Origin of the sequence: Paraburkholderia youngii, from assembly GCF_013366925.1 — a bacterium.
Classification (GTDB): domain Bacteria; phylum Pseudomonadota; class Gammaproteobacteria; order Burkholderiales; family Burkholderiaceae; genus Paraburkholderia; species Paraburkholderia youngii.
In genome coordinates this window covers 106,760-132,179 of record NZ_JAALDK010000004.1, presented here as the reverse complement: position 1 = coordinate 132,179, position 25,420 = coordinate 106,760, and the positions used below count along the sequence as shown (strand labels likewise).

Annotated in this window: 21 protein-coding genes and 2 pseudogenes; 10 read left to right on the top strand and 13 right to left on the bottom strand. The window is 59.8% G+C overall.

The genetic code is table 11. The features are described 5' to 3' along the window. Nucleotides 1-11: 11 nt before the first annotated feature. The 6 genes and pseudogenes from G5S42_RS43135 to G5S42_RS43110 form a co-directional block, all read right to left on the bottom strand. On the bottom strand, nucleotides 12-437 hold the full coding sequence (locus G5S42_RS43135) for a lytic transglycosylase domain-containing protein (RefSeq protein ID WP_176112677.1): 426 nt from the start codon (nucleotides 435-437) through the stop codon (nucleotides 12-14). Then, nucleotides 434-1,670 (bottom strand): annotated as a pseudogene (locus G5S42_RS43130) (TrbG/VirB9 family P-type conjugative transfer protein). Before G5S42_RS43130 ends, G5S42_RS43135 begins: the two are co-directional and overlap by 4 nt. Further along, the gene (locus G5S42_RS43125) at nucleotides 1,667-2,473 is read right to left on the bottom strand and encodes a transglycosylase SLT domain-containing protein (protein ID WP_176112676.1); all 807 of its coding nucleotides are present in this window, start codon (nucleotides 2,471-2,473) and stop codon (nucleotides 1,667-1,669) included. The pseudogene G5S42_RS43130 and the gene G5S42_RS43125 overlap by 4 nt, the downstream one beginning before the upstream one ends. Continuing rightward, on the bottom strand, nucleotides 2,466-3,725 hold the full coding sequence (locus G5S42_RS43120; RefSeq protein ID WP_176112675.1) for a TraB/TrbI/VirB10 family type IV secretion system protein: 1,260 nt from the start codon (nucleotides 3,723-3,725) through the stop codon (nucleotides 2,466-2,468). The genes G5S42_RS43125 and G5S42_RS43120 overlap by 8 nt, the downstream gene beginning before the upstream one ends. A gap of 2 nt (nucleotides 3,726-3,727) precedes the next feature. After that, on the bottom strand, nucleotides 3,728-4,609 hold the full coding sequence (locus G5S42_RS43115; protein WP_176112674.1) for a TrbG/VirB9 family P-type conjugative transfer protein: 882 nt from the start codon (nucleotides 4,607-4,609) through the stop codon (nucleotides 3,728-3,730). 5 nt (nucleotides 4,610-4,614) lie between these two features. After that, the gene (locus G5S42_RS43110; RefSeq protein WP_176112673.1) at nucleotides 4,615-5,328 is read right to left on the bottom strand and encodes a VirB8 family type IV secretion system protein; all 714 of its coding nucleotides are present in this window, start codon (nucleotides 5,326-5,328) and stop codon (nucleotides 4,615-4,617) included. A 574-nt stretch (nucleotides 5,329-5,902) separates the two neighbouring features. Here G5S42_RS43110 and G5S42_RS43105 point away from each other — a divergent pair. Then, nucleotides 5,903-6,130, top strand: coding sequence for a hypothetical protein (locus G5S42_RS43105; protein ID WP_176112672.1), 228 nt, complete (start codon nucleotides 5,903-5,905; stop codon nucleotides 6,128-6,130). Here G5S42_RS43105 and G5S42_RS43100 read toward each other — a convergent pair. The 5 genes from G5S42_RS43100 to G5S42_RS43080 form a co-directional block, all read right to left on the bottom strand. Next, nucleotides 6,109-7,065 carry an adenylate/guanylate cyclase domain-containing protein gene (locus G5S42_RS43100; protein ID WP_176112671.1) on the bottom strand — a complete coding sequence of 319 codons (957 nt, stop codon included), beginning with the start codon at nucleotides 7,063-7,065 and terminating at the stop codon, nucleotides 6,109-6,111. The genes G5S42_RS43105 and G5S42_RS43100 overlap by 22 nt on opposite strands. Before the next feature lie 10 nt (nucleotides 7,066-7,075). After that, entirely contained in the window at nucleotides 7,076-7,618 is a 543-nt protein-coding gene (locus tag G5S42_RS43095) for a Pycsar system effector family protein (RefSeq protein WP_176112670.1), read from the bottom strand. Nucleotides 7,619-7,752: 134 nt separating this feature from the next. After that, complete coding sequence (locus G5S42_RS43090) at nucleotides 7,753-8,595, bottom strand: replication initiation protein (RefSeq protein ID WP_176112669.1); 843 nt, start codon at nucleotides 8,593-8,595, stop codon at nucleotides 7,753-7,755. A 1,417-nt stretch (nucleotides 8,596-10,012) separates the two neighbouring features. Further along, on the bottom strand, nucleotides 10,013-11,041 hold the full coding sequence (locus tag G5S42_RS43085; protein ID WP_176112668.1) for a ParB/RepB/Spo0J family partition protein: 1,029 nt from the start codon (nucleotides 11,039-11,041) through the stop codon (nucleotides 10,013-10,015). Between the two features lie 2 nt (nucleotides 11,042-11,043). Further along, nucleotides 11,044-11,697 carry an AAA family ATPase gene (locus G5S42_RS43080; RefSeq protein WP_176112667.1) on the bottom strand — a complete coding sequence of 218 codons (654 nt, stop codon included), beginning with the start codon at nucleotides 11,695-11,697 and terminating at the stop codon, nucleotides 11,044-11,046. A 793-nt stretch (nucleotides 11,698-12,490) separates the two neighbouring features. Here G5S42_RS43080 and G5S42_RS43075 point away from each other — a divergent pair. Next, nucleotides 12,491-14,035, top strand: coding sequence for a site-specific integrase (locus G5S42_RS43075; protein ID WP_217710387.1), 1,545 nt, complete (start codon nucleotides 12,491-12,493; stop codon nucleotides 14,033-14,035). A 118-nt stretch (nucleotides 14,036-14,153) separates the two neighbouring features. Here G5S42_RS43075 and G5S42_RS43070 read toward each other — a convergent pair whose 3' ends face one another. Continuing rightward, nucleotides 14,154-16,319, bottom strand: coding sequence for a site-specific integrase (locus G5S42_RS43070; protein WP_176112665.1), 2,166 nt, complete (start codon nucleotides 16,317-16,319; stop codon nucleotides 14,154-14,156). Between the two features lie 536 nt (nucleotides 16,320-16,855). On the opposite strand from G5S42_RS43070, the gene G5S42_RS43065 reads away from it, so the two are divergent. From G5S42_RS43065 to G5S42_RS43050, 4 genes are read left to right on the top strand one after another with little or no spacing between them, the layout of a single operon-like run. Next, nucleotides 16,856-17,497, top strand: a complete 642-nt coding sequence (locus tag G5S42_RS43065) for a hypothetical protein (RefSeq protein WP_176112664.1) — start codon at nucleotides 16,856-16,858, stop codon at nucleotides 17,495-17,497. Between the two features lie 8 nt (nucleotides 17,498-17,505). Beyond that, nucleotides 17,506-19,467, top strand: a complete 1,962-nt coding sequence (locus G5S42_RS43060) for a TnsB C-terminal domain-containing protein (RefSeq protein WP_312883746.1) — start codon at nucleotides 17,506-17,508, stop codon at nucleotides 19,465-19,467. 7 nt (nucleotides 19,468-19,474) lie between these two features. Then, nucleotides 19,475-20,467 (top strand): AAA family ATPase, encoded by a 993-nt coding sequence (locus tag G5S42_RS43055; protein WP_176112662.1) that lies wholly within the window; start codon nucleotides 19,475-19,477, stop codon nucleotides 20,465-20,467. Continuing rightward, the gene (locus G5S42_RS43050) at nucleotides 20,464-21,834 is read left to right on the top strand and encodes a hypothetical protein (RefSeq protein WP_176112661.1); all 1,371 of its coding nucleotides are present in this window, start codon (nucleotides 20,464-20,466) and stop codon (nucleotides 21,832-21,834) included. The genes G5S42_RS43055 and G5S42_RS43050 overlap by 4 nt, the downstream gene beginning before the upstream one ends. Before the next feature lie 125 nt (nucleotides 21,835-21,959). Here the strand turns inward: G5S42_RS43050 and G5S42_RS43045 are convergent, their stop codons facing one another. Next, nucleotides 21,960-22,481 (bottom strand): hypothetical protein, encoded by a 522-nt coding sequence (locus G5S42_RS43045; protein WP_176112660.1) that lies wholly within the window; start codon nucleotides 22,479-22,481, stop codon nucleotides 21,960-21,962. Nucleotides 22,482-22,842: 361 nt separating this feature from the next. Here G5S42_RS43045 and G5S42_RS43040 point away from each other — a divergent pair, with 361 nt between their 5' ends. The 4 genes and pseudogenes from G5S42_RS43040 to tnpC all read left to right on the top strand — a co-directional run. Then, nucleotides 22,843-23,091: a hypothetical protein gene (locus G5S42_RS43040; protein WP_176112659.1), complete on the top strand. Its 249-nt coding sequence runs from the start codon at nucleotides 22,843-22,845 to the stop codon at nucleotides 23,089-23,091. Between the two features lie 290 nt (nucleotides 23,092-23,381). After that, nucleotides 23,382-23,774 (top strand): IS66-like element accessory protein TnpA, encoded by a 393-nt coding sequence (gene tnpA / locus G5S42_RS43035; protein ID WP_312883745.1) that lies wholly within the window; start codon nucleotides 23,382-23,384, stop codon nucleotides 23,772-23,774. After that, nucleotides 23,771-24,109, top strand: coding sequence for an IS66 family insertion sequence element accessory protein TnpB (tnpB, locus tag G5S42_RS43030; RefSeq protein ID WP_176112658.1), 339 nt, complete (start codon nucleotides 23,771-23,773; stop codon nucleotides 24,107-24,109). Before tnpA ends, tnpB begins: the two co-directional genes overlap by 4 nt. 63 nt (nucleotides 24,110-24,172) lie before the next feature. Next, a pseudogene (gene tnpC / locus G5S42_RS43025) lies at nucleotides 24,173-25,226 on the top strand (IS66 family transposase); the annotation flags it as partial. Nucleotides 25,227-25,420: the final 194 nt, after the last annotated feature.

Sequence of the window (25,420 nt, the reverse complement as noted above, 5' to 3'; positions counted from 1 at the left end):
CTTCATGAGAGTCAGTGGGCCGCGCGCACGACGCGCCGATAAATGTGATTCGCGTACACGAGTTGCTTGCTCGTCGAGACGGCGTTGTACGCACCTACCGCCTTCCACGTCGGGCCGAACTGTTTGATGTTCGACGCCAGAATCCATGTGCCGACGTATCCGTTGACGCATGCGTTAAACAGCGACTCCCGCGTGACGCCGTAGCGCCTGAGCTTCGGGAGCCACGAAGAATTGATCTGCATCAGGCCGATGTCCTCAGAGCCATCGGCATTGCGGTTCACCGCATCGGCGCGCATCCCCGACTCCTGCTGCGCGATCGCGCGCACCAGCACAACGTTGACGTGATGGAACTGCGCGGCGTCATCGAGACAATCAGCGAACGCGGGCTGCACGCCTAGTAATGCCGCACTGAACGCGGCGACCACTCCCGCTCTCATGACTTCGGTCGATCAAAAAAACGAACGTCATGCTTGCGCGTCACGTTCACCACGTTGCCGTCGGCGTTCACGATGAACTGGTCTGCCGTGCCGTTGAACTTGAAGTACCGGCCCTTCTGCTCGCCCGACCCCATGTGGGCCACGTCAGACACCTTTACGTTGCCGACCGTGTCCGCAAACTTGAAGAACGTCGATCCTTCCTGGTCGAAGACGGCTTCGAGGCCTGCGCTGTTCTTCGGCTCGAACGTGTAAACGAGCCCCGCGACGCGCGCGACTTCGACGCTGTCCGAGCCGTTGGAAACCACAAAGCGTTCTGCGCGGTTGAAAGTCACGACGTTGCTTGAGTCGTCCCATTTTGGCTTGAGCGAATGCCCATCCATGTCCCGAAAGACGAGCTCTTTTGCGGGCCTTTGTGAAAAGCGGATCTGGATATGCGTGTCATCGCCATCCCGGATAGCGAGCGCGCCAAACTTCGCTGCAAGACCCCCGTCCTGCGCTTGCGGCTTGTCATTGTCGGTCGCTGCTCTCGCTGGCTCCTGACCTGCCGTAGTGATTGCTGCTTCCGCCGGCGCCGCGCTCGCGACATAGTTCACACCGGTTGATTTGACGGCCGCGCGGCGCAGCGTGATGTGATGCGCATTGAAGTCGACGTCGGCATACAGATCGACTGCACCGAGTAGACGGTCGAGCGACTGCATCCAGTTCTCGCCGTCACGCGTGGCGAAGCTTTGTGCACCGGTCAGATCGACGTCCTTCTGCGCGGAGCCTGTCCAGCCCTGCGGCACGAGCGACTTGACCATCTGCGCGAGTGGCAGCGTCGCGCTCATCGGGCGCGACGTCTCCAGCCGCGCGCGCGGGCCGATGAGGGCAAGGCGATTCGAGAAGCCTGCGAAGCCGACCGGCATGTCGCCACTTCGATTGCTCGCCTCTGCCGTAAAAGTGTTGGCCTTTTTCCATCGCGCTGTGGCGCTAGAGCCGCCGACCGAATACGAAACTACTTCCGGGGTGCCTGGCACGACGATGTAAGGCCCTTCAGCGTGGCCCCCTTCAACCTTCAGGGTCTGCCCTGCCCGCGGGCTGCAGGTACGTGTCGTTTCCGTCGTTGAAGATCAGCGCAGGCCGTTCGGTCATATTGCCGTTGACCTGATAATCAAAGTCGAGCGGATCGGTGCTCGCGGCCGAGGCAGGCAATGAAAGAACTGCCAGCGCAATAAGGGTTAGCGTTTGCTTCATAGACCGCGGTCGATTTGGGAAAGATGCTGGATGAAGCGCGCGAGGTACTCGCGGCCTGGCTGCGGATTGGCGCTGTGGTAGTACGCCACGGCTTTCACGGCCGAATTCGTCTTGCGATAGTTCTCGTTCAGGATGTCTTCGGCCACGTGGATGTTCGTTGCCGGCGCAAGCGCATCCCACGGCGACGCAAAGCGCTGCCGGTGGTAGCACCAGTTCACCTGCATCAGGCCAACGTCGAAATCGCAGCGACCATCGGAGATGAGGAAGCGAATTGCCCTGTAAGCGTCATCGCGCGTGCGGAAGAAGAAGCCACGTCCGGCGACGTTGAGCGTCCAAGGCCACGCACGACCGTTGTAGGCCGACTCATTCAGCGCGACGCCCGCTAGAATCTTCGCGTCGACGCTCGTATGCATTACATCGAACGGCGTCTGCGCTGACGTACAGGCCCAACCACCGCGGCGCTCGGTTATCGCAGCCTGTGCGTCATCGTCCAGCACTGCTGGCTGCAGCCATCCATTCCTCGCCAGCAGCACCTCCAGCCTTTCAGGCGCGCCATCAACGAGGACGGACGCAAAGCCGCGCGATCCCGGCGTAATGCTCTGTCCTTTCAGGGGTTGCGCCCACGTGAGAAAGCGCTGCAGGCCACACGCGTAGACCGGCGTGCCGGGAAGCTCAAGCATGGAGCGCTCGCCGTTCGCCTCAACGACGAACCGGGTTGGACTTATGACCGTGTCGATGACTGCCGCGCCGGATGACGAGCACGCGGCTGTCAGAACCAGCGCGGCAACCGCGCGCCTAGTCATGGTACGGCTCCATCACGATGTCCTGCGTGACCTGCACCAGGAACTTTTCGCCGGGCTTGACCGTGATCGTCGGCGGGATGTTCTGGTTGCGTTGAAGCACGGCCTGGGCAGTCGTGGCCGCGACCTGCCCTGCAGTGCTCCCAGTGGTCGTTATGCCGATCGGGCTTGCCGTCGTGGAGGTCGTTGATCCATTGTCGAAGCTTTTCAGCAGAACTGCGGTGATGAAGCCTGCTCCAAAAATCGCCAGGAAGTGGTTGTTGACATCGCCTGAAAAGCCCGCGTAACCGTTCTGGTCAGCCCCCTGCATGCCGTTCATCGGTACGCTCTTGCCATTCGGCAGGCGCAGGCTGGTCGACGCGACAAGCAGCCGCTCCTGACCAACCTTGATGTCCGCGCTGTACGCGCCGTTGATGAAGGCACCCTTCGGGATCATCAGACAATCGCCGCGCACGCTGTCGTACACATCTTCGTCCACCATCAGCGCGACGCGCCCCGGTTTGTCGGAGTTCAGGCCTTCGACGGTCTTGACGTGAATGTTGTGTGGAGGAGTCAGCGTGCAGCCGCCGGCCTGTCCGTTGAATGTCGTCCGCTCGATGCCGCCCTGCCCTGCCGTTTCTTTCAGGAACGCCTTGTCGCGGTCTTCCGGTGCCTGGCCCTGTTTGCCCAGCGCGAGCGCCATCGCGTCTGCCGGGTTCTGCGCAGCGGAAGCCGCTGCGGCGCGCGCCGCACGAAAATCGTCCAGAGTGGGAACGCCCGCAGGCGTGGCGGTTGCAGGCTGGTTTGAATTACGCGAGGCGCCCGACTGCTTGAACACCGACGAGGTATAGATCGCGTCCTGCTTGTTGCTGGCGGCGAGGGCCGCTGTGTCGCCACCGCCCGACCCTACCTCCCGCTGGAAATCATTGCCCGTCAGCATCGGCTTCACCGTCGGACGCTGCGCTGCCGCCGCATCCGACGCCGCACGCGCGGCCGCCTCTGCCGCAGCGGCCTCCTGTTGCTGCCTGATCACCTTGTCGATGTCAGAGGTGCCTGCAGCCGGTACTTCCGTGCTGCTTTTCAGGGCCGACGCTTTTTTCAGCCTGGCTTCTTCTGCCGCCTGATCGCTGGCTTTCAGCTCATAGTAGAAACCAAGCGCGCCGATGATCAATGCTGCCAGCAGGCCAATGCTCATGATGGCGTTGCGGGGCGTCTTGCCTTTGACGATCGCGGCCTGCTCGGCGTTGGGCGTCGCCTGTTCGGTTTTTTTGGCCACGATCAGAACACTCCGAACACGCGTCGGCGCCCACGCATCACCGTCACTTCATCCTTGCCCGAGACGAGAACGATCTCGTCGGCGAGGCGCTGGAACACAAGGAAATCACCACGGCGGATGAAATTTCCGACGACCCGGTCGCCGTGATCCTTGTACATCGGCACTGGCCACGTTTGCGCTTTTGCAGGCATACGCATCCAGATCGAGTGACCATCATCGAAGACGACCTCGGGCTTGAATTCAGCATTCCCGTCGACCGAGTAATCCCAGTTCAGCTTGTCGGGCGCGACGCTGATCGCGCCCGAATCACCACCGCGCTCGCTACCTGTTGCGCCCGGCCCTGCCCCGTTTCCTTCGTCGCGCACGCTCGTCCGAACCATCGGTGCGCGCGCATACTGGAAGCGCACGGTCTGATAGAAGAACCCGCCGGCTGGCGACGCGATCAGCGTGAAGTCGTACTCGCGCCGGTTTGTCGTCAAGTGCAGAGTGTTGACGATGTCCGCCTTGTGCGGCTTGATGAACACGTGGTTCATCTTGTCGTCGTCAACTTCCCACTGGATGCTGTCGCCCATCGCGGGATCGGCAATCAGCTTCTCGCCCGGCTCGAGCTCGATGGTCGTGAGTTTGAGCGGCGCGGTGAGCACGCGAAAAATCTGGTCGCGGCTATATGGGAAGACGCCGATGCGAGCGTCGCCTGGCATCGTAAGCGGGTCTGTTCCACTGTTGAATGGATTAACCGGACTCATTGGGTCACCGGCAATCATCGCGGCGTTGAACGAACCGTTGTCTGTAGGCTTTTTGGCGTTCGCCGCAGTCATGGGCAACGCCGTTGCCGCGAGCAGGACAAGGAGGCCGAGCGCTGGCCGTTGAAGTCTGGAAGTCATGCAGTTCAAGCTCCACCGGTCCGCTCGAGGCGGAAGAACGGAATATAGATGCCGAAGGGATTGGCGGTGAGCGCTGCGTCGGCCGTTGGCGCGACGATCTGATAGCGCAGGGTCAGCGCATACGATTTGACGTCTGGCTTGCCGGAAGCGCCCGCCTGAGAGGTCGTCGTTGTAAATTCAACGAGCACCGTCTGGTCCTCCAGCAGCGCGATGTTGCGCACGTTCACTTCACGGATCAGCTTGGGATTGGCCGAGATCTGCTGGAAAGGAGCGTCGTCGCGCAGCCAGCTTTTGAACTGGTCGGTGGCCGCGCCAATCATCTGTGCCTTCACCGAGTTGATGTTCAGCGACATACGCGACGTCTGAAGGCTGTCGGTCAGGACCGGCTCAATCGTGAACCAGCGGACGGCCATATCACGCATGCTCATGCGCAAGGCCTGCGAGTCGGGCTTGTAGGCAACAAGTTCAGTCACCACCGGATGACCACTGACGTCGGCCGAGACGCCGACCACGCGAGTAACGGAAGGCGGTGGCTGACGCGTCCAGACCGCTCCGGCCGCGACCGCAGCGCAGGCGAAAGCGATGAGCATCCAGCGGTTGCTCTCGACCTTGAGCCGCGTGCTCGTCTCGAAGATGACTTTCGATGGATCTTCTTCCTCGGCATACATGCCGGGGGCCGTGGATAGCGCGGCCTGCCGCTTGTTCCTGAAAATGCGCATGGCAACCCTTGATGAATGGCTACCATTGAAACAATTTCTCGCAAGCAATTTGGGGCAAAAGGCACAGAGTTTTAGCGGCCTTTTATGTCCGCTCCTTCGCATATGATCCGGGCAGATCGGCCGGGGTTTAACGCGTTACGGACCAAACGTCGGAAAGACGCTTAATTTTGATTGTCTTTCCGAATCCCGTGGGAAGTGAGTTGTGCTAGAGGTGTACACACAATGCAACGTTTACCGCGGTGGTCCATAAACGTTGCACTTCGGTTGCTTGCAGAATCAGGGGCTTAGCGCCACACGGCGAAAAACGCGTTTTACGTGTACACAGCCGAGAACTGTCTTACCCTTCGGAGCAGCTTTGATCTCCCTTTGAGGCCTCTCGGGCTCGGCGCATGGGCGTGTGGCGTAAGTTCGTTGGTTGGATCGTCCCCTGGTCGAAGGTGGGCGATCAGCGGATTGACGGGTCGGAAAATGACACCGCCGACGATCTCGATGAGTCTTACCGCGCGGTAGGCAACCGCGACCGCAAGCTATTGCTCATCGAAAACGGAGCAGGTCGTTAGTTCAAGCGCACGGGTTGTGGACACGCTTTGCAACGGCCGCGCCGATTTCATGGCTCGGTACACCGTACGTTACGAGCATTATCGATGACATCGCCCAGCAGGCAGGTTTTGCGTTCCGCAATCACGGTGTGACCGCGAGGCTCGCCGGTCAGTATGCGAGCGGCACAATGCTCGACCAGACCGAGCGCGTCGCGACCGCCACGCAGACGATGGTTGGCGGCTACTGTTTCATGTCCTCGTAGACGAGATTACCGCCGTATATTTGTCCGTCGTATCCCGGAACCTGAACCGAATATTGCTTGAGTGTGCCCTGACGGACGATAGTTGCGTTTGGATAGACGCCGCAATATCCGTCATAGACCGTCTTCGTCATCAGAATTGGTGGCGTCGCTGGACGCAGGGTAATCAGCTCGGGGGAGGTAAAGAACGAGCCGTAGAAAGGACTCGTGTGCACGACACGACTCGGTGCATATTGCGCCTGGAGTTTCGATACAAATTGTTCGAGTGACTCGTCACTCCAGTGCCATCCTGTGCCGAAGCCATAATCGTAAGCAACGCGGGCTTTTGTCTCCCATTGCGTTACTGCGGGCTTGTTCGCGATGTCCGTGAGCTTCGATGCCACGTTTGCTGGTCTGCCCAGCCACACCAACGAACGATAGCTGTGACGTTGCACGCCGTGGCGGCGAAAGCCGGTCTTCGTGGCAAGCATCCGGCCAAAGTCTATGCCGATGCCACATGCAACTTCACCGTGTTTGAAATGGCGATTGATGATGTGTTCTGAGACAGTATTCATCGCAGCAGCAGTATGGACGGCATTGGAGAAGCAGTTGTTCCGATCGAACATGATCATCACACGATCGCCGATGATCCCTCTTACGTGTCCGTTAAATTGCTCAGCGCATCGAACCATCGCCCGCACGAACGACGAGTAGAGCTTCGCAACCGTCTGCGGCCGGTGCGCGAGGTTGAGTTCAGTCGAGCGCCGGATATCGATGAACACAACGCAAGTCTCAACAACCTTGCAAGCCTGTTCTTTCGAATCGAGATTGGGGAATGTTATTGCGCCATCATCGGAGTGCGGAACAGTGTTCGTATTGGTAACTGTAATCCTGAATTCACCAGACAGAATCGTCTCAACTTCTGCAGCGATATCGGCACCGAGGTCTTTTAGTGTCATTGCTTTCTAGCTAGAGAAATTGCCCGATTACCGGCGCTGCCATCATGAAGAGTGCGAACAGCACCGCATAGGCGCTATAGCTGAACAGTCGCATCTTGCGCGCCGCAATGCGGCTGTTGACGACGATCTGAACCGAAAGATCATCCATGTATTCGTCGGTAACAGATCTGTCGGCCTTCGGGACATAACGCGCTTCGGTTCTTCCTCGAAAATCGTCGATTGAAGTCCGGGCGACATCGCCGAAGTACAGCATGTTATTTCCCAGCTCCTTTGCCCTCAGTACCTCCCGTATCGACAGCTTCGGAATAAATGAGGTAATGGATATGCAAGCTGCAATGGCAAAGAACGGCAACGCCAGCTTGAGCCCGCTGACGACAAATTCAGGAAGCGGTTTCCCCGACGAGAGCAGATTCATGCTCGCCAGAATCCAGGCTGAACAGAACGTGAGTAACGCCGCATTTTTCGTCTCGGCAAACTTGATGAAGTCCACCACACGAGCCAAATTTGCGGACATGAGCTTTTCGAAACTCTCTTCCTGATCGTTCTTCGCCATTGTCGATTCTCTGCCGCAGCGCAACCGTCGTATATTACTGTTGGAGTTCGCAGTAACTGCTAATCATGTCCGTAGATAGCATAGAGCCGGACGATCTGACATCGTCTGGCCGACCAAGTCCAGACTTTTACACCTTACGCCGCATCGCCGAGATCGAGGCGGCTCTGAGGATGTTGGATGAACTGGAAGTCGAGAGAATTCACAGCGCGTCCAAGCTTGACGGGCTTCCAACTAATCACAAGATCCGCTTTCGAATTCAGCTCGTTCACAGCCATCTCAATCACGCGCCGCTTTATATCTGCAAATCGATAGGTGTCGGGTATCTCGAGCACATTACGAAAATCTTCCAGCGTAATTAACAAACGACCCCGGTCCCGCTCGCGCATCAGCAGTTCGAGGAGACGCCAAGAATAGAGAGATTGAAGTCCCCGTGCGAACTCCAGCTGGTAGGACACGAAACGCCGCTGCAGCATGAAAATGTGCGGCGTCAGGTCTGGCGAGAAGGAAATCTCTGCCCAACCCTCGCCCTCGTGATAGACCGCTTTCCAGACCCAGTTAAGCGAAACCTTCCTGGGGCCATCCATGTAGGTCAGTGTCCTTTTTTGAAGGCTCGCGCAACCATCCCGTAGGCCTTCGTACGCGGCTGTTGCCTGCTTCTCACCTGTTCGAGGAGCCAGCGCTGCCAAAGCAGCAAATTCATCAGCCCGGACTCGAACCGAGACGTAGCCGCTAGACCGCTTGTGCAAAAACGGCGACTTCTTGCTGTCAACGCAGCGGAGCGCCGCCATCATCACGCGCTTCTCGTTGAGCGAGAGACCCTGTTGGGCGTTCACTAGTGCGCGGCTCATAGCTACTGTGCCCCTGATCCGGCCGTCCCCGTCCGTCGCTGGCTCATCCGATCCATCGATCGTTACCGGTTCGACCTCTACAATCTCTACCTGCGGTTGTTCGTCGGTTTGCTTTTTTCGTCGGGGCACAAAAGTGACTCCTCGCCATGGATGTCACAATTATAAGGTGACATCGCTACTAATCAAGTCACCGTTGTGGATAACGGTCGGAATCCGTCAACAGTAGCCCGGAACAAGTCCACTGAAGGTCGGAATCCGTCACCGTGGGGTCGGAATCTGTCGTCGTTGGGTCGGAACACGTCACTTCAAAAGCCGACCAGCCCCGAGAAAACGCTTAGGAATCAGTTATCTGCGAGCCTCTCCAGAACGTTTACAAAAGGTTTTACAAACCGGTTTACAAACGGTTTTACTATTTGTATTACAAAGAGGCATCTTAGAAATTTACCCGGCAAAAAACCAACCCTCGCAACGGTACAGGCCTGTGGGTAGAACTGCGACCAGGTCGGAATGCGTCATCTTTGATGGCGTGTGCAACATGGGAGAGGATTGCGACCTTACGCCAACAGTGTCTAAGCACCGGTCCGGTAGACTAGACTGAGCGGCTTTAGGTGCAATGGCATGCGCCTACGTCGCATGTCGAGGAAATCCCACCCACCTAGGAATCGCTTGTAAAAAAAGAGCGGGTATCCGCTCAAAGGTGACATATTCCGACCTTCTGTTCAGCGGAGGAAGGTGACGTTTTCCGGGCTGCCAAAGAATCGCCGGATCGGATTCATTTCGGCCGACGTGCGAACGCCCTGCACGATTTTGCGGGCTGGCCGGTCGGAAAGGTGACGTTTTCCGGGCTTCTTTCTGTTTGAAAAGTGACGTATTCCGACCTCAGGGCGCCGACTATCTCCTCGCCAACTTCAGAAACCCGTAACCGCTGACTCGCAAAGCCCGTTTGACGAGGGGCTGTCGGACCATCGGTCTTCAGTCTCCTTCGAGCCCGAAGAGTCGCCGGGTCGGATTCACCTGGGCCACCTCCCAAGGTGCTTCACTATCTGCCAGACACTCAAAAGATGACGTTTCCCGGGCTTCTTTCGGTTTTAACAGTGACGTATTCCGACCTCACGGGCGCCGGCCGCCCCGTAGATGCGACTAAAGGCGAACACTGTCCTGCACAACGGCGAACGATAGGCGTTATCAACGGAGGGCCGTTTGCTATCTGCCGTCCCCAGAGAGACTAATGGTGACGACTCTATTCCCTGCGGCCCCAGTTGAAAGATGACATATTCCGACCCGCCAGCCGAAAGCTAGTCGGTTTTTCCTATCTTCGAATGTTGCGGCCGGGAAAGCCGTACGAAAAGTGACGTTTTCCGGGCTAACGCTGTGGCTGCGCTAGCTGTTTGGCTGTAACCCGACGAAAAACATTGTGCCAACAGACCTTTCGGCCCGGAAAATGTCACCTTTTGACGGGCTGATGGCTCGCTTCGTCGCAACGTTCTGAGACCCGTGACCGTTGCGTCGGAAAGCGCCGTTCGACGCGGGCTCTCGCGCCGCGCGCTCACTGAGCCTTGTGCCCGTCGTCTTCAAGGAGCTTCTTGAGGGCGTCGATATAGGCTTCGGCTCGTTCAGGATTATCCAAAGCAAGGCTAACTTGGATATTTCCGTTGCCCCATTCTTTGATCGCACCGATGGGTGCGCCGTTACGATCGGAGACTTTGTACTGACGTGAGAAGGTCTTTCTCGGTGCGCGCTGCTGAGCTAGTGCCTCTCGAATTGCCTTCACTTTCTGGAAGGACAATCCTTCACTCACAATCCGCTGTGCGAAATCGCGGGTTTTGGTTTCATCGGTCGCTTTGAAGTACAGGGCGAGTTCGTACGCGATGTTGATTCCAAACTGCTCGGGATAAAGCGAGAGGAATTCTTGAGCCGAAGCCGGCAGTTCAAGGATCGTCAGCGTTTTGCTGACCTTTGACTTACTTTCTTCGACTAGGTGAGCGAGTTCGTCGTTGGTCTTTGCATAACCTTCGTCGAGTAACTTCTTGTAGCCTAAGGCGACGTCGAGAATCGTTTCTTGTTCACGCTCGTTATTTGCAGCGCGGGCGAGCCGGTAGAAGTCGATCGGCTTCAGCCCATCTAGGAGTTTGAGGTCCAACGTGGTGGCTCGGTTTCGAAGAGCACCCTGCTTTCGGTAGTGACCGTCAATGAGGATCGCGCGGTCTGGATCGCTCGGATGTCTCGCCGCCAGGGCGGGGACCAGCTGCCCGTCTTTAGCCATCGATGCTGCGCGTGCCGAGATCTTTTCTTCCTGATAGATCGTCCGACTGTTCAGCGGGTTGTCTTCGATCTTGTCGATGGGCCAAGGTGCGTAGGTCGCAGTGATGCGGCCTTCGCGTTCCAACGTTTCTATATAGGAGCGCGTATTGTCGGGTTCGACTGCCTGCCCAACGACGGGGCTTTCGAGAAGTGTCGTTCGACCATCGAGTGCCGCCTCAACGCGCTCAAACCGTGACGTAACGCTGTTTTCCCGCAGCGCCTGGTCGCGCTGCACGCCGGCACTCAACGCAGCTGTGAAATTTTTCTTTGCCATCGTCACTCCTCCACGACTTTCAGGACTTCGTCAACAAAAGCGTTGATTTCTTTGTGAGCTGCCTTGGCGCCCCTAATTTGCAAGACAGTACTTCCCGAGACTTCTGCCTCTTTATAGGCGGTGCGGAAGCCGAGTCGGGTCTTAAGCATCGGAATTTCCTCGTCCTGCTCGGCTGCTTGGAAAATTTGCTGAACAATCGTCACTTTTTGATCCATGTTCGCGAGCGAGCGCAGCTTCAGATCCGGGTTCGTCACCTGAGCGGACATGCCGAGTTTTTTTGCTTCCTGGACCGCCCACAGATTCCCCCCTGACGCGCCGATTGGAATCAAGCCCAAGTCGGAAATCAACAGAGCCACCGAGGGAGCGCTGGAGCGGATTGCAGGGGGGCAATCAATGACGATGAAGTCAAAGTCGGCAACGAATTTGGCAATCTCTCTGTCTGGACGCGGGCTTTTCGAGAGATTCGACAACGCTGCGGGGAACGGTCGATCGTCTGGCGCGGCGCCCACCGAAAGAGTCGCTGTACCTTGATCGTCCAAGTCGACAAGGAGTGTCTTATGGCCTCGCAGACCAAGGACACCCGCTAAGTTACATGACGTTGTGGTCTTTCCTGACCCACCCTTCTGGTTAAAGACGGTAATTATTTTTGCAGCCATGCGTGCCCCTTTTCGTTATTGCGTGCTCGCCGGATGAATCGAAGTGTTTCTACGTAGAAACCGGCGACGTGAGCCCCGCAGAATCTTAGTTGCCGAAAATCAAAGTTTCAAGGTGATTCAACTTCTCTCGGATCTTTTGAGTTGGAAGAACGTTGCCGAACCCAAGCAGAGGGGGGCGCCCCCTTTTTCTACGTAGAAACTTGGTGCCCCGCGTGGTTTCGAAAATTGCCAAGGTTTCGCGGGCGACGATTTCGATCGCCCGCGCTCACACCGAGGCTAGCGTTGCCCAGGGACCGTTCGTGGGCCCATCCTTCGATTCTGTCAGGGGGCCGAGGGACCCTGTCCGCCTCACCGCTGTGCTCGGCGCGAGCTGATTCGGCGTCACCCGCCACGCGAAACTATTGCCTGGGAGTGATGCGACGGAGTTTGGTTTCTACGTAGAAACCGGGCGTCCAAAGAACGCCGGCGGTATCACATCGGCCTCGCGGTAGCTCACTTGGTCACTTTTGGTTGAAGCTTTCTGAAGCGCGACTGATGACAGAATTGTGAGAAAGCGCGCCGCGGGTGGTGGAGTCGAAGAAGTGGGCACCTCGCTCATCATGTTCGGTTGATTCTGCTCGGAGCTTTCGCGCACCAATTGAGACACTTACTTGGGCCCTTTGCTTATTCGGGTGGCCCGCTTTGGACCTCGGTAGGATGCTGCTCGCCAGCGACATTTCCTTGATTAGCGCAATATCCTCGGTAGGATGAGCGAAACCGACGGACGAAAGGCGCTAGGGGAGCGGGGAGCGTTTTGGCCTTTGTCCAGAAACTGGCGCGGCGTACAGCAGCTGACAACCAAAAGATCAAACGACGAATGGGCAACATGAAGATCGCAGGGGCCAAAAAGATAGGCGATGACCCGCTTTCATTAGCGGCGCTTTATCGGGCGGGGTTGGGAACCAAGTGGCACAATAAAACGGAAGCCGCAGCGCGTCTAACGAGCTTGGGTCTCCGGATCCATCGGAACCAAATCCAACAAGCGTTAGCGGTGTCGGCGTTCCCTCGAGAGGTTTTGTCGTTGTTTCGCGACGTTGGCCTAGTTCACCAGACAGTCCGCGAGCTTGTTCGAGCGAAGAACAGTATAGGTATGGCCGACTTGGTAAGTCGCGCGGCGATAGTTGATCCAGCAGGGAAGTCGCGCACCGAGATTTTGGCTCACCTATGCGGTTCCCGTTGCCAAACGGATTTTCGTCCAACGTACAAGAGCGAGAGCCCTCTGGCGCTGCATGCGCGTTACCTCGAAGGGCTACGACTAGGAACCTGGGCGACGATGCGAGAAGCTGCCGAGAGGATGGATATTGCGCACTCACGGCTGGTCGCGGCATCGGCTGTGGCCGATTTGCCTCTTGAGATAACGAGTGTGCTGCCGTCGGACAGCCTCACTTTTGAAGTGGGCCGCGCGATTGCAGACTTAGTAGCTATCCGCGGGGTCGAAGCAATTCGCAAACAGGCTGTGGTCGCCCGGAGGTTGGACCCTCTGGTTAGCCCGCAACGCTTGTTGGCGCGACTTATGGGAATTGAAGCGTCCCAATTCCTTGCGAAGGTCAAGCGGGCTCCTCAAAGCCGCGGCCGACCGGGTGGGCTCTTCGTGGAGCTGCACCTCGACGCGTCGGACCCAGACAGTGAGTCGCGACTCGAGACGCTCGTTGGCCTTTTAAACGTAGAGTTTGCACGCCGTTCGGCGACCGCTGGCCGGGTAGCACAAGTGAGCCAGCGCAAGGCGGTACCACAGCAAGATCGGCGTCAACAATATCTCGCCGAGCAGCAGCATCGTCTTAACAGACCTGTTCCCCTCTCTCGTCTTTCACTTCCACCGCACCTCTCAGGGTCGGAGGGGTCGAACCGGAGCGCCGCCATGCTTTCAGTTGGCATCTGCGACGACCGATCCGCTCTGGAGCATTGGCTGTCCAAGTTTGAGAACGCAACGACTAGGGATAGATATCAAAGGGAAGTCGAGCGTCTGCTGTTGTGGGCCATCATTGCAAAGCGAAAACCGCTGTCGAGCATTGATGCTGACGATGCGGACGAGTACATAAACCGGTTTGCAGCGAATCCTCAACCGCGTTCCATCTGGGTCGGCAAAGGGCAGCGCTCGCGGGAAGATCCTAGCTGGCGTCCTTTTCGCGGACCGCTTTCAGACGAGAGCCGGCGAAGGACGCTTTTAACACTCAGGGGTTGTTTCGACGATCTCGTCGCGCAGGATTATTTGATCGCGAACCCTTTCCAAGGCATCGATTGGAAGGGGATCCGTCAAAAAAATACATATACTGAATTTGGCGAAACGTCCGGGGAGTGATGTCGGCGGAGCGCAGTTAGACTGGCTTGCAAAAACAGCGGCTCCGCGGCGTATCCAGTGGGTTTGTTACTGCTTCAAAAATAGAACCGACGCCGCGGTTTAGCGCGTAGCGCAGCCATCATTCGTTGACACGGCTCAGGAACTCCTCGGCCTCCCTATATTGACGCGCGATTTCGGCCGTCGCATATATCGACGTAGTGTCCAGCGAGTCGTGTCCGGCAAAATTCCGGGCGCTTTCCAAGCTCATTCCGTTGGCGATCGCGTGGGATACGAAGGTGTGTCGGAGCCAATGCGGGCTCACGGCGCTAAAGGCGCGGGCATGCGGGGAGTCCTCGCGAAGTGCCGCAGCCGTGGCCGCAGCGAAAAATCGCTTCACCGCCCGGTAAAGCAGGTCCTGATGAATCGGTCCTGCCTGCCGCGCTAGCGCCGCAAGCGCGACGCGACAGTCCTCACCACGCTGGCCAGCTTCTCGGCGCACACGGCCGATGTCCTGCTTGTCCGGCAGGGCTGGGATCAGCGCAGTGCCCACGGGGCAGGCGAGGGGATCGCGCGGAAAGCCGCGTGTTTCCAGATAGTCGCCGAGCGCCTGCAGCACGGCCGGCACGAGCGGTATGAAGCGCTCTTTGGCGCCTTTCCCGACGACGCGCAACAGATGTATAGAGCCAAGCTCCGCTCCAGCGTAGCGCACGATGACATCGTCCGTGAAAGCGCCGCAAAGCTCCGCGCGCCGCAGCCCGGTGCAGTAGGCGAACGTCAGTACGAACCGCATACGGGTCGCCGAGTCGGAGTCGGGCAGGGAGTCAAGCACCTTCATGGCGAACGTCCACGCTTCTTTCGTGAGGCTGCGCTCGGCCTGAATGCGAGGCTTGGCCGCGACGCGCCTGACATTGCCGACCTCATCAAGCTCAGTGCCCAGAAACACCTTAACCTTCGCAAACGCATTGTGGTCAAGGTACTGAGCATTGACGAGGTCGCCGAAGAACTTCTTCAGTGCCGCCAAAGCGTCCTGGCGGCTCTTGACCGACAGCGGTCCACGAAAGGGCCGCCATCCAGGTTCGCCTCGCGGCACGGCCCGGTTCATGACCCACTGCGAGACCGGTTGGGGATCAACGAGAAACTGATTGATGTATTGGCGCGCGTCGTCAATGTCGAGGCTCGAAAGCGGTTTCCCCTTCGCGAATATCGCCCAAAGCAGCAGTCGCTCGGCCTCTGCGCGGTATTTGTCGTGTGTGTTCGGATTTTCGTAGTCGGCCAGCCAGAACCGGATCGCCTCTAGGTCATTGCTGGCGCCGCTATTGTTCTTGACCAGATTCCGGTTTGCGCCGTTCGCGCCGTCCAGCTCGCGTGGGATCAGGAAATACTCAAGCGGCACGATGCCAGTCGCCGGCGAACGTTCGAGCCGGCTGGCTCCAGGGCCGCGTTCAGATGGAGGGACGAGCGAACTGGAACCGATACGGAGGCCGTCGACGTCCCGGTAGTTCTCCAGCCATGTCACGATCCTCCGCGCGCCGACCTCGCCGAGCCGGGGAACATTGCGATACCAGCGATAGCCAGCCGCGTTGATTGCGTCGACCAACCTGCCGATCGTTGTCAGTCCGACGTCGGCCAGGCGCAACGCCACCGCTGCATCAAACCACCCGAGAACATGATGGTCTGGCTTCGGATCCTCGACCACGAGCCGGGCCAGCGCATCGAGCGCCGCCAGTTGCCGGACGCGGAGGCGGGCATTGCGCTGCTGGCGGCGCAGCGTCGCGACGTGCTCCGCGCTTTTTCCCGACTGCTGACCGGCATGGTGAACCGTGAAAAGGTCCAGCAACTCCTTTTCGGTATAGAAGCCGTCCGGATCATGGTTGGCCGCGAACTCTTCCAGCGAAGGTAGCGCCGGGACCGCCGCGGCTGCTGCCGGCGCGACGTCAGCTCGCAACGCCGAAGGACGGATGGCGAGTAGCCGGGCCGTCGCAAAATCCTGCCGCTTGCGGGCGGCCGCGACGAACGCCGTCACCAGCCAGTCACGTGTCGACGCGGCCTTCCGCGCATCCCGGCCGAATTCCAGATACTGCTCGGCCATGCCGGAGAGATCGAGGCCTTCGAGATAGCCGCGAAAAAACGCCAGGTGCTGGAGGCCGATACGGCGCCCGTCTGCCTGTTCACGCTTGGCGCGTCGCCGGTTGGCCTTCGAGCGCGCTTCCAGGCTTCGCGGCGCTGCCTTCGGTCGGCCCGACGACGCGGACACTTCGCGGAACTCGACATCTTCGACGTCCCCAAACTCTCCCAGCGTTCCCATGCGCGTGTCCTGTTCTTATGTTACGGAAATTGTGTCGTTCACTACCTTGTGGGTTCGACCTGCGTCCGATGAAGGAAAATTTGTATCAGGCCTGCAGCACGGATCCTTGAAGAGAGGTGCGTTGCCAATGCGGTGATACAAGCTTTCCTTCTTCGCTGTCGGAAGGGAAAGTTCGAAATCGCGCCGCAGAGACGCAAATGATCGAAATCTCGGGCCGGCGGGACGCGTTTCGGCCCACACGCCGTGAAACACTTTGCGAACAACTGTGTTGGCGCTAAACCATTGCGCCGATTGAGTGTTTATGAACTTGGCGTGAAATGTTTCACGAGACTCAGGGTCGAGACGCGATTTCGGACCCCACCGAGTGACATCAAAGCCGCGCCTATCGGCGTCGCAATGCAGTTATCGGGTTGAGCGTATTGAACAATACGTTATTTGTAGTTTTGCCGATTCGGCACAAAACGCACACAACTGAGAGCTTCGTCTTTCGTCGGGCGTGTACTAAAACGTGAGCATTGCCCGCAGGGGAGCGCACGATGCGTTCACCACCTTTCCGGAAGGCGGCGACCGACGCAAGGCCTTATGGCACGCACCGGTTCGACGTGTACGGTCCCAAAGTGGGGCGTCGGCTGACGTTGTTTGGACATCGCGCGCTACAGTTCTGGTTGCGACTCGAATCCGACCCACAGGTGGTTACCTATTGCGAACGCCCGCTGTCTTTCCGCGAGCAGAGGGGCGATCGAGCCGCGGACTTCTGGGTTTGCGCGGACCACGCAGAACTGTTGTATATCCTGCTGCGGCCGTCGGAGGTGACGCTGGCCGCCCGGGGGCATTGCCTGCACCCGGCACTCGAGGCGTGGAGCCGGGCGCATTCGATGACGCTGCGCGCTGTCGCGCCGCACGAGCTCGACGATTCAGAGATGCTGTGCCAGAACAGACTCACGATGCTGCATTACCTGGCAGCGGGCGCGGTGCCCCGTGGGAGCGAGATTCTGCCTGCGATCCTGATGGCGTGCGAGTCTGGCGAGACGCTGGCCGAACTCGAGCAGCGATTCATCGCGTTCGATCCGATGGTCGTGCGCGCCGCTGCGTTCTCACTGGTCCTGAATGGCTCCCTCTGTTGCCCGACCATCGCAGAGCGAGTGCTCGGACCGCATAGCTGTCTGGTGACGCGATGAGAGCGATCGTGTCCGGCACGCTGCGCTTCGATCGCCGCTCTATCCCCGCGGAACTATCGGATATCGGCCAGTGGCCAACGGCCGACGACAGCGGGCTGGATGCAGATGCGCGGTCGCTGCTCGCGAGGCGCATTCAGGCGATGACGCTTTTCGTGGATGGCAGTACTTCGCTGCGAGCGATAGGACGTGAAACCGGACTGCGTATCAATGACCTGTACCGGCTGTTCGAGCGTTGCATCACCCGTCACGAGGACGGGCGCATCTACGGCTGCCGGGCACTCCTTCCCTGGCTGCACACCCAACCTTACGAACGCAGTGCCACGGTAAAGGCTTCCGGCGCCGGCGGCGCAAGTGGTGCATTTGCGCAGTTGCTTCAGCGCTATCCGGATATTGCACAGTGGATCGAGCGGAAGGTCGCCGCGCGTAGCCGGCCTCACGCGACTCTGGAAGAGGTTCCCCGCCAGATCTGGCGACTGCACGCTGGTTTTCTTGCCCAGTGCCGGCAGGCGGGTATCCCGGCGCACGAATACCCGTTCAACCAGAAACACCTCGGTGAGCGATCGTTGGCACGTCACGTAAAGAGGCTCGCTGGCCGACGGTTCGCCGCCGCGGCTCGTGCCGCCGGGGCGCAGCAGATCGACCATGCGTGTCAGGCTGACCTCGCCAACGTTCGCAAACCTGCGACGTACCCATACGAAGTCGTGGAATTCGATGGCCACAAGCTCGACGTGCGGCTGACACTGCGAATCGATGACCCGTTCGGGTTCGAGACCCTGCTGGTGCTGCACCGCATCTGGATCCTGCTTCTGCTCGATGTGGCGAGTCGGGCAGTGATTGGCTATGCAATTTCGCCTGGGCGCGAGTACAACAGGGACGACGTCGCCCAGGCACTGCGGTCCGCGCTGATGCCACACCGCTCCCGCGAAACGATGATTCCGGCGCTCCGTGTCAGGCAGGGCGGAGGATTCCCGTCGGAAATCATTCCGGAGACGGCGTGGGCATGCTGGAGCACGCTGCGCTTCGACGCCGCCAGGGCGCACTTCGCGAACGCGACGCTTGAGCGCCTCACAACCATTGTTGGGTGTGCAACCGATAACGGTCCGCTTGGCGAGAAAAACGAGCGCGCGTTTGTCGAGCGCTTCTTCGATCAGCTCGCATCGCACTTTGCGCATCGTCTGCCTGCTACCACCGGCCGCGATCCGCGCTCGGTTGAAAGGGCACTGAGCGAGGTTGGTGGCGACACGTCGCTGATGATGACGCTGGACGAGCTCGAAGACGTCATCGACGTCGTGCTCGCCAACTACAACGGTGAGCCACATACGGGGCTCGGCGGACGGACGCCGCTCGAGGCAGTGCACTTCCGTCTCGCCCAGCGCGAGGGACTGCTGCGCACATTGCCCGAAGCGCGGCGCAGCGCACTCTGTCTGCTGCAGGAAGCCCGGATCGTGACCATTCGCGGCAACGTTGCCCGTGGTGTGCGGCCGCACGTCAACTTTGAGTACGTGAGATACGACAATGGATTGCTGTCGGGCATGACCGGGCTGATCGGCCAGCAACTGCGCGTCTATTTCAACGTTAAGGATTTGCGCCACCTGCATGCCTTCTTCATGAACGGTGCCGAACTCGGTGTGCTCACGGCTGCGCGCCCGTGGTGCTTCACGCCGCATTCGTTGCGTATCCGTCAGGAGATCTTTTCGCTGATTCGCCAGCGCAAGCTCGCCTGGCGCGAAGGAGAGGACCCGGTCGGCGCCTGGTTCGCATGGAAGAAGGAGCAGGCCCGGCAGCACGCGCGCGATGCGAACGATCTTGCGAGAATGCTTACCGACCGGGCCAAGGCGCATACCACGGCGCAGGGGACGGCAGGCGCCATGGAGGCGCCGCCATCTGCGCCGAACGTAGTCCGTCTGCCGACCCCGGTTCCAGCGCGCGAGGAGCCGGTGCCGTGGCTCACAAAAATCATCACATACTGAGCAGCCAATGCTCGACGCCCTTAAACGCCCGGTTGAGCCGACAGAGCATCCGCTGCTCAGCCAGTCATATATTGTGCCCACGCCAGCGATCGCTGCCATGTACGCGCGCGTTCGGAGGTGTATTCGCCGCGGCGTGAGCGGTGCGGTGATCTATGGGCATACCCGCTGGGGCAAGACGTATGCAGCGCGCTACTGCGTGCGGCTTTTGCGGCATGAACTGCCGCGCGTTGCCGTCCTTACCCTGGGCATGCCACAGAATCCGTCGCGTTCGGAGGCCTTGTTCTTTGGCATGCTGCTCGATGTCGCCCAGCACGCCCGGCCGGACAGCGGTTCAGCGCTGCAGCGGCGCCTGCGGCTGTATCACAAGCTAGCGGAGCTGGTGACACGGGCGTCGGGCAACACGCTGGTCATGTTCGTCGACGAAGCGCAGCGGATGGAAATTGAGCACTACGAATGGCTGCGTGATGTGCAGGATGAACTTGGCAGGCGGGGCATTCGCATGTTTGTGTTTCTCGTCGGCCAGCCGGGCCTCCTGAACCGCAAGAGTGCATTCAGGCAGAGCGTCGACACTTCGCAGATTGTCTCGCGCTTCATGATCGACGAATTGCAGTTTGCGGGTCTGCGCTCTGCAGGCGACCTCAAGATGCCGCTGATGGCGTACGACAGTTCCGTCTTTCCAGAGGGAAGCGGATGGACCTATACGCGCTACTTTCTGCAGCGCGCGTTCGACACCGGCTTCAGGCTCGGGACTCAGCAACCGCTTCTCTGGGAGGCCTTCGAGACGGCGCATCGCCTCGCGCGGTTCGACTTCGCGATGGAGATCCCAATGGAGTACATGGCTCGCGCAGTCGAGATTGCATTGAGCCGCAACATGGAGCATGACCGGCCGCACTTCGAACCGAGTCGCGCGTGCTGGGACGAGGCCGTTGAGGAATCGAGCTTCGTTGCCGCTCTCGAGGCGTTGCGGATCATCTTTGTGGACGACCCGGCCGCGCCATGACCCGTCGCTTCGACATCGTCCTGCCAGACGAAGCGCTGCCGGTACACGACCCATGGTGCTGGCGTGACGACTGGCGCGTCGAGGGCGAATCGGCATTCGCCCTGCTCGCGAAATTCCAGCGTCTGAATGCGCTTTCCTGCGCAGCGCTGACGGACTCCTTCGCGAGCCGGGGAGGGCGCCGGACGCCGCCCCGCGACCTTGACCTGCGCGATGCGCGCCGCTTTGACCTGCCGCGCATGATGGAACTGTTGCGTTTGTCGCTCGCCGACGTCGCCGCCGCATTCGTCATGCCGTTCTGCCTGAATGACCGCATCGCGTCCCCGACGCTGCGCTGGTGCGTGCGGTGCGCGCAGGCGGGCGTGCATCTCACGGCGTTCCAGGACCTCAACGTGGACGAGTGTCCCGTGCACCATCTGCCGCTGGAGCAACGCTGCGAACGGTGTGGTGAGGCCATTCCCTACAGGCTCAGGCCGGATATTTTCCGGACGCCGTTTAACTGTCCGTCCTGCGCCCGACCGTGGTGGGTGCCGACACAGGGTCCTGATGACCTTCGTGTTGCTCGCCCGTTTCAACGCCGGGTGGCCGGACGGGTGAGCGATACCCTCGCGCGCGCGCGCGAGTCGGCGGCGCCGGATGAGGCATGGATCGCGTTCGGCGCGAGCGCAACGGCGGAGGGCGAGGATCCGTGGAATGTTGTCTCCGCGTGCGACGGATCTCCCGGCGATATCGACGCCCGGGCTCGTGCCTGTTACAAGTGCGTGCGGCGGAGGTTGATGCGCGTCTACGCCCAGGGACACCACACGTGCATCACGACCGCTGCGCGCCATCTGGTCTGGCCACTGGCCGCCTGCGCGACGACGCCATTTTGTCCCGTCGCACATGCGTTTTTGCGATGGCGTTGCAAGTGGGAAGGCGTGAGTACACCGGGTTGCCTGTTACAGCGTCCCGCGCACGGTGCGCTTGGCCTTGCCATCTGGCTCTCGATCGATGCACCGGTTGCACCTGCGTCCTGGAGCAGGGCGGCCAGTCAGTGGCTGACATTGCACCTTCTCGTACAGGCGTGCATGGACAGTTTTCGCACGTTTCTTTCGGAGGCCCAGGACGCTAGCGAGCACCGCCGCCCACTCTGGCTGCCGTTTCCAGCCCGGGATTTCGCGCGTAGAACGGTCGTCGTTCGGGGTGGCGTCTATCGGAAGGAAGCCGCGCAGATTCAGATTCTCGCGCTACCGAAGTTACATCGCGATTTTCGGTTGTACAAAATTCCGGGGAACAATGCCCATCGCAGCAGCCATCAACTACGCCTGTACCAGAACGTCAGGCCCGTGCAAGACCAGCAAAGCAAGACACTGCTTTCGCGAGAAAATTAAATCGCAATACTAATTGTATGGCGATGGGAACCTGCGGGGAAGGCGCGCCCACGGACCGATCGGCTGTCAATGAGGGCGACCGGACGGATTATCGACACAGGACAGAGCGTGGGCGTACCGCATTCTCACGGAAGAGTGCCTTCCAGCACCGCCGCGCGAGCGTTTGGACTGAGCGGATTGCCGGCACCGGCGACGGGCGCCAACTGGTGCTTGAGGTTCGCCTCGATGAGTCGCTCCAGTCGATTGCAGGCGTCAACGATCACCGCAAGACGTGTCTGTGACAGCGCACGGTCGTATTCATTTACCACCTTCGTCACGTCACCGACAAGGTCTTCAGGCACAACCCAGATTCCGGTCGCATCAGCTTGCACTAGGACACCGGCCAGATCGCCCTCCACGCGTTCGAGCCAGGCGAGTTCCAGGTCACTGTGTCCGGCTTCGGAAATGAAATTGGTCAACAGGACAATCTGGGATAATTCGTTGATCAGGCGGCGGTCCGCTTCACCATTGCGCAGGCGATCGAGCGCGAGGCGCGTGCGGAGTACGAGTTTCGCCGCATCGTCGCGAGGCATCGGGAGGAGGAGGGTTCGGGAGCGCGCGCCCGCAGCTTGCTTGCGGGGCGTGCGAAAGGATTTTCTGGTCGACATGGACTGGTTCCAGGGTCGTCGTGGCCGATAGCGTTGCGACGCGATCCGCATCCAACGACGGATCAACCCCGGCCTTCGCAACGGCAAATGACTGATATTTGATCGACCGTCATCGCCCGGTTGAATGCCCAAGGAATCAATGACCAGCGACACTGGACAGGTTTGTGAGCTTGTGCGGATAACGCCCGATGTCGTTTTCCATCGCGATGCCCTGCATGCTGCCGCACCTTCACCGATGGCGGGTCGACAGACTCCAGCGGCCACGAGGGCGACGCGCGAGGTCCAGCTTTCGCTTGCCTTCGCGCACGATACGGACGAGGACTCGTGCTAGAGTTGGGCAGCTCCGCCTAGGGAGGGAAGATTGGATCTTCACGATGTTCGGCGTGTGGCCGCGGCCACTCAACTCTGCATCCTGCTCGACCAGCTTGCCGTCAGGCTCCCGCAATTGGCAGTGGCGCCCGGCTCAACTGACTGGTCGAAAGTGGACCGGCAACTGGCACAGGTGCTTGCCTCGCTTGCCGGCCACGCCGGCGCGATGCGACATCGGTCACGACGCAGCACCACTGCATCCGCACCGCTGAGCGACTTTGGTAACGCTTCCCTGTTCTGAAAGCGCCCGTGACGTGCCGCACCCATCCAGCCGGGATTGCGCGTGTCCCGTCGGTCTGTTTGCCTTTTTGCATGAGATGGCGCGCCGGAGGCAATCGCCGTGCTTGGTCATCGGGCACTAGCCGGCCACGAGCCGCCGGTCGAGCTCGCCATCCAATTTGAATAGCGAAGGTCTCATCCACCCCCGCTCAATGGCCGGTTTCCGGCGAGCAAATGTAAGCGCCCGGTCATCCCATCTTGAGTCACCGTGAAAGTCTTGGGAGCATCGTGTTCACTTAAATAGGTGGACACGTGAACACAATTGAAGAAGCAGCGGCGCCTGGCCGTCGACGACGCCGGCGCTACAGCGTCGAGTTCAAGGCTCAGGTAGTAGCAGCTTGCCAAAGGCCCGGGGTATCGCTCGCGGCCATCGCATTGCACCACAAGCTGAACGCGAATCTGCTTCGACGTTGGGTCGAGCAGGCCGAAACGAACGATTGTGTGCTGGTGGCGCGTAGCGACATGGCAGCGCCACTGGTAGCGACGCCAGCACCGGAATTTGTACCGTTGCCTCTTGAGACGCGAAACACGCGCACAGCTGAGATTCGCGTCGAGGTGCGTCGCGCGGACCTGTCGATAACGGTTAGCTGGCCAACCTCAGAGGCAGCGCAGTGCGCCGCCTGGCTGCGCGAGTGGCTCGCATGATCCGCATTGATCAGGTGTGGCTGGCAGTTGACCCGCTGGATATGCGGGCCGGCTTCGATACGGCACTGGGTCGGGTGATCACCGTGTTCGGCGCTGCGCATCCGCACCATGCTTACCTGTTTGCCAACCGGCGAGCCAACCGCCTGAAGGTGCTGGTTCACGATGGGATTGGCATCTGGCTGGCAGCGCGACGGCTGAATCAGGGGCAGTTCGCATGGCCGCGCGCGGGTAGCGAACCAAAGCAGCATGCGCTCACGCAGGAACAACTTGCCGGTCTGGTGGTGGGTTTGCCATGGCAGCGCATCGGCGCGGACGGTGTGATCCGTGTCATTTGAGGACGTTCGGTACGTATACGGTCGCGCTTTCGCGCTCTCCGGGGTTCTGGCAGACTCGTCTGCATGGATCTGCCCGCCGACCTCAACACTCTTAGCCCCGAACAACTGCGTGCGCTCGCCACGCAACTGATTGCACGCGTCGAAGACCGGGACCGGGAGATTGAAGAGAAGACCCGGGAGGTCGGTGAGAAGGAGCGGGAATTACGCTATCGGCAGACCCGCATCGACCAGTTGACCCACGAGATATCGATTCTCAGACGCCATCAGTTCGGCAGGCGCAGCGAGCAGCTCAGCAGCGATCAGATGAACCTGCTGGACGAGGCAATTGACGCGGATCTCGCCGCCATTGAAGTTGAGCTCGAGCAACTTCAGCCACAAGCCACAACCGAGCCGCTACCCCTGCAACCGAAGCGTGCAGCGCTGCCGGCGCAATTGCCGCGCACAGAGATCCGGCATGAGCCGGAGAGCACCGTATGCCAGTGTGGCTGCGAGCGCGTGCGCATCGGCGAGGACATCAGCGAGAAGCTGGACTACACGCCGGGTGTGTTCACCGTGGAGCGGCATATCCGTGGCAAGTGGGTGTGCAGAAACTGCGAAACACTGATTCAGGCTGCGGTGCCTGCGCATGTGATCGACAAGGGCATCCCGACCGCAGGACTGCTGGCGTCAGTGCTGGTTGCCAAGTACGCTGACCACCCTTCCCCTGTACCGTCAGGAGCAGATCTTTGCGCGAGCGGGCGTCGCGATACCGCGCTCGACATTGGGCGCATGGGTCGGTACGTGCGGCGTGCAGCTACAACCGCTGGTCGACGCGCTGCATCAGGAAATCCTGCAGCAGGGTGTGCTGCATGCGGATGAGACGCCGGTACAGATGCTCAGTCCCGGCAAAGGCAAGACTCACCGCGCGTATCTGTGGGCGTATACGCCCACACACTACAGTGAGTTACGCGCCGTGGTCTACGACTTCGCCGACAGCCGTGCAGGCGAGCATGCCCGCGCGTTCCTCGCTGGCTGGCAGGGCAAACTGGTATGCGACGACTACAGTGGTTACAAGGCTGGATTCCAGCAGGGCATCACTGAAATTGGATGTGCGGCGCATTATCCCGAGCGTGGTTTTATCTGGAGGGAAGCAGGTTGCCACCAACGGATCCGCGGCATGTCTGAGGTTCGAACTCCACATAAGGTTTGATCGCGCTCACAAGGACTGCAAGAACGCGAGCAGGTCGGCCTTGGGCTTCCATGGTTTTGTGGTCGCCGGCTCAATGCCAGCCTTCTTCCAGAACGCCTGCATGGCGTCGCGCTTCATCTGAA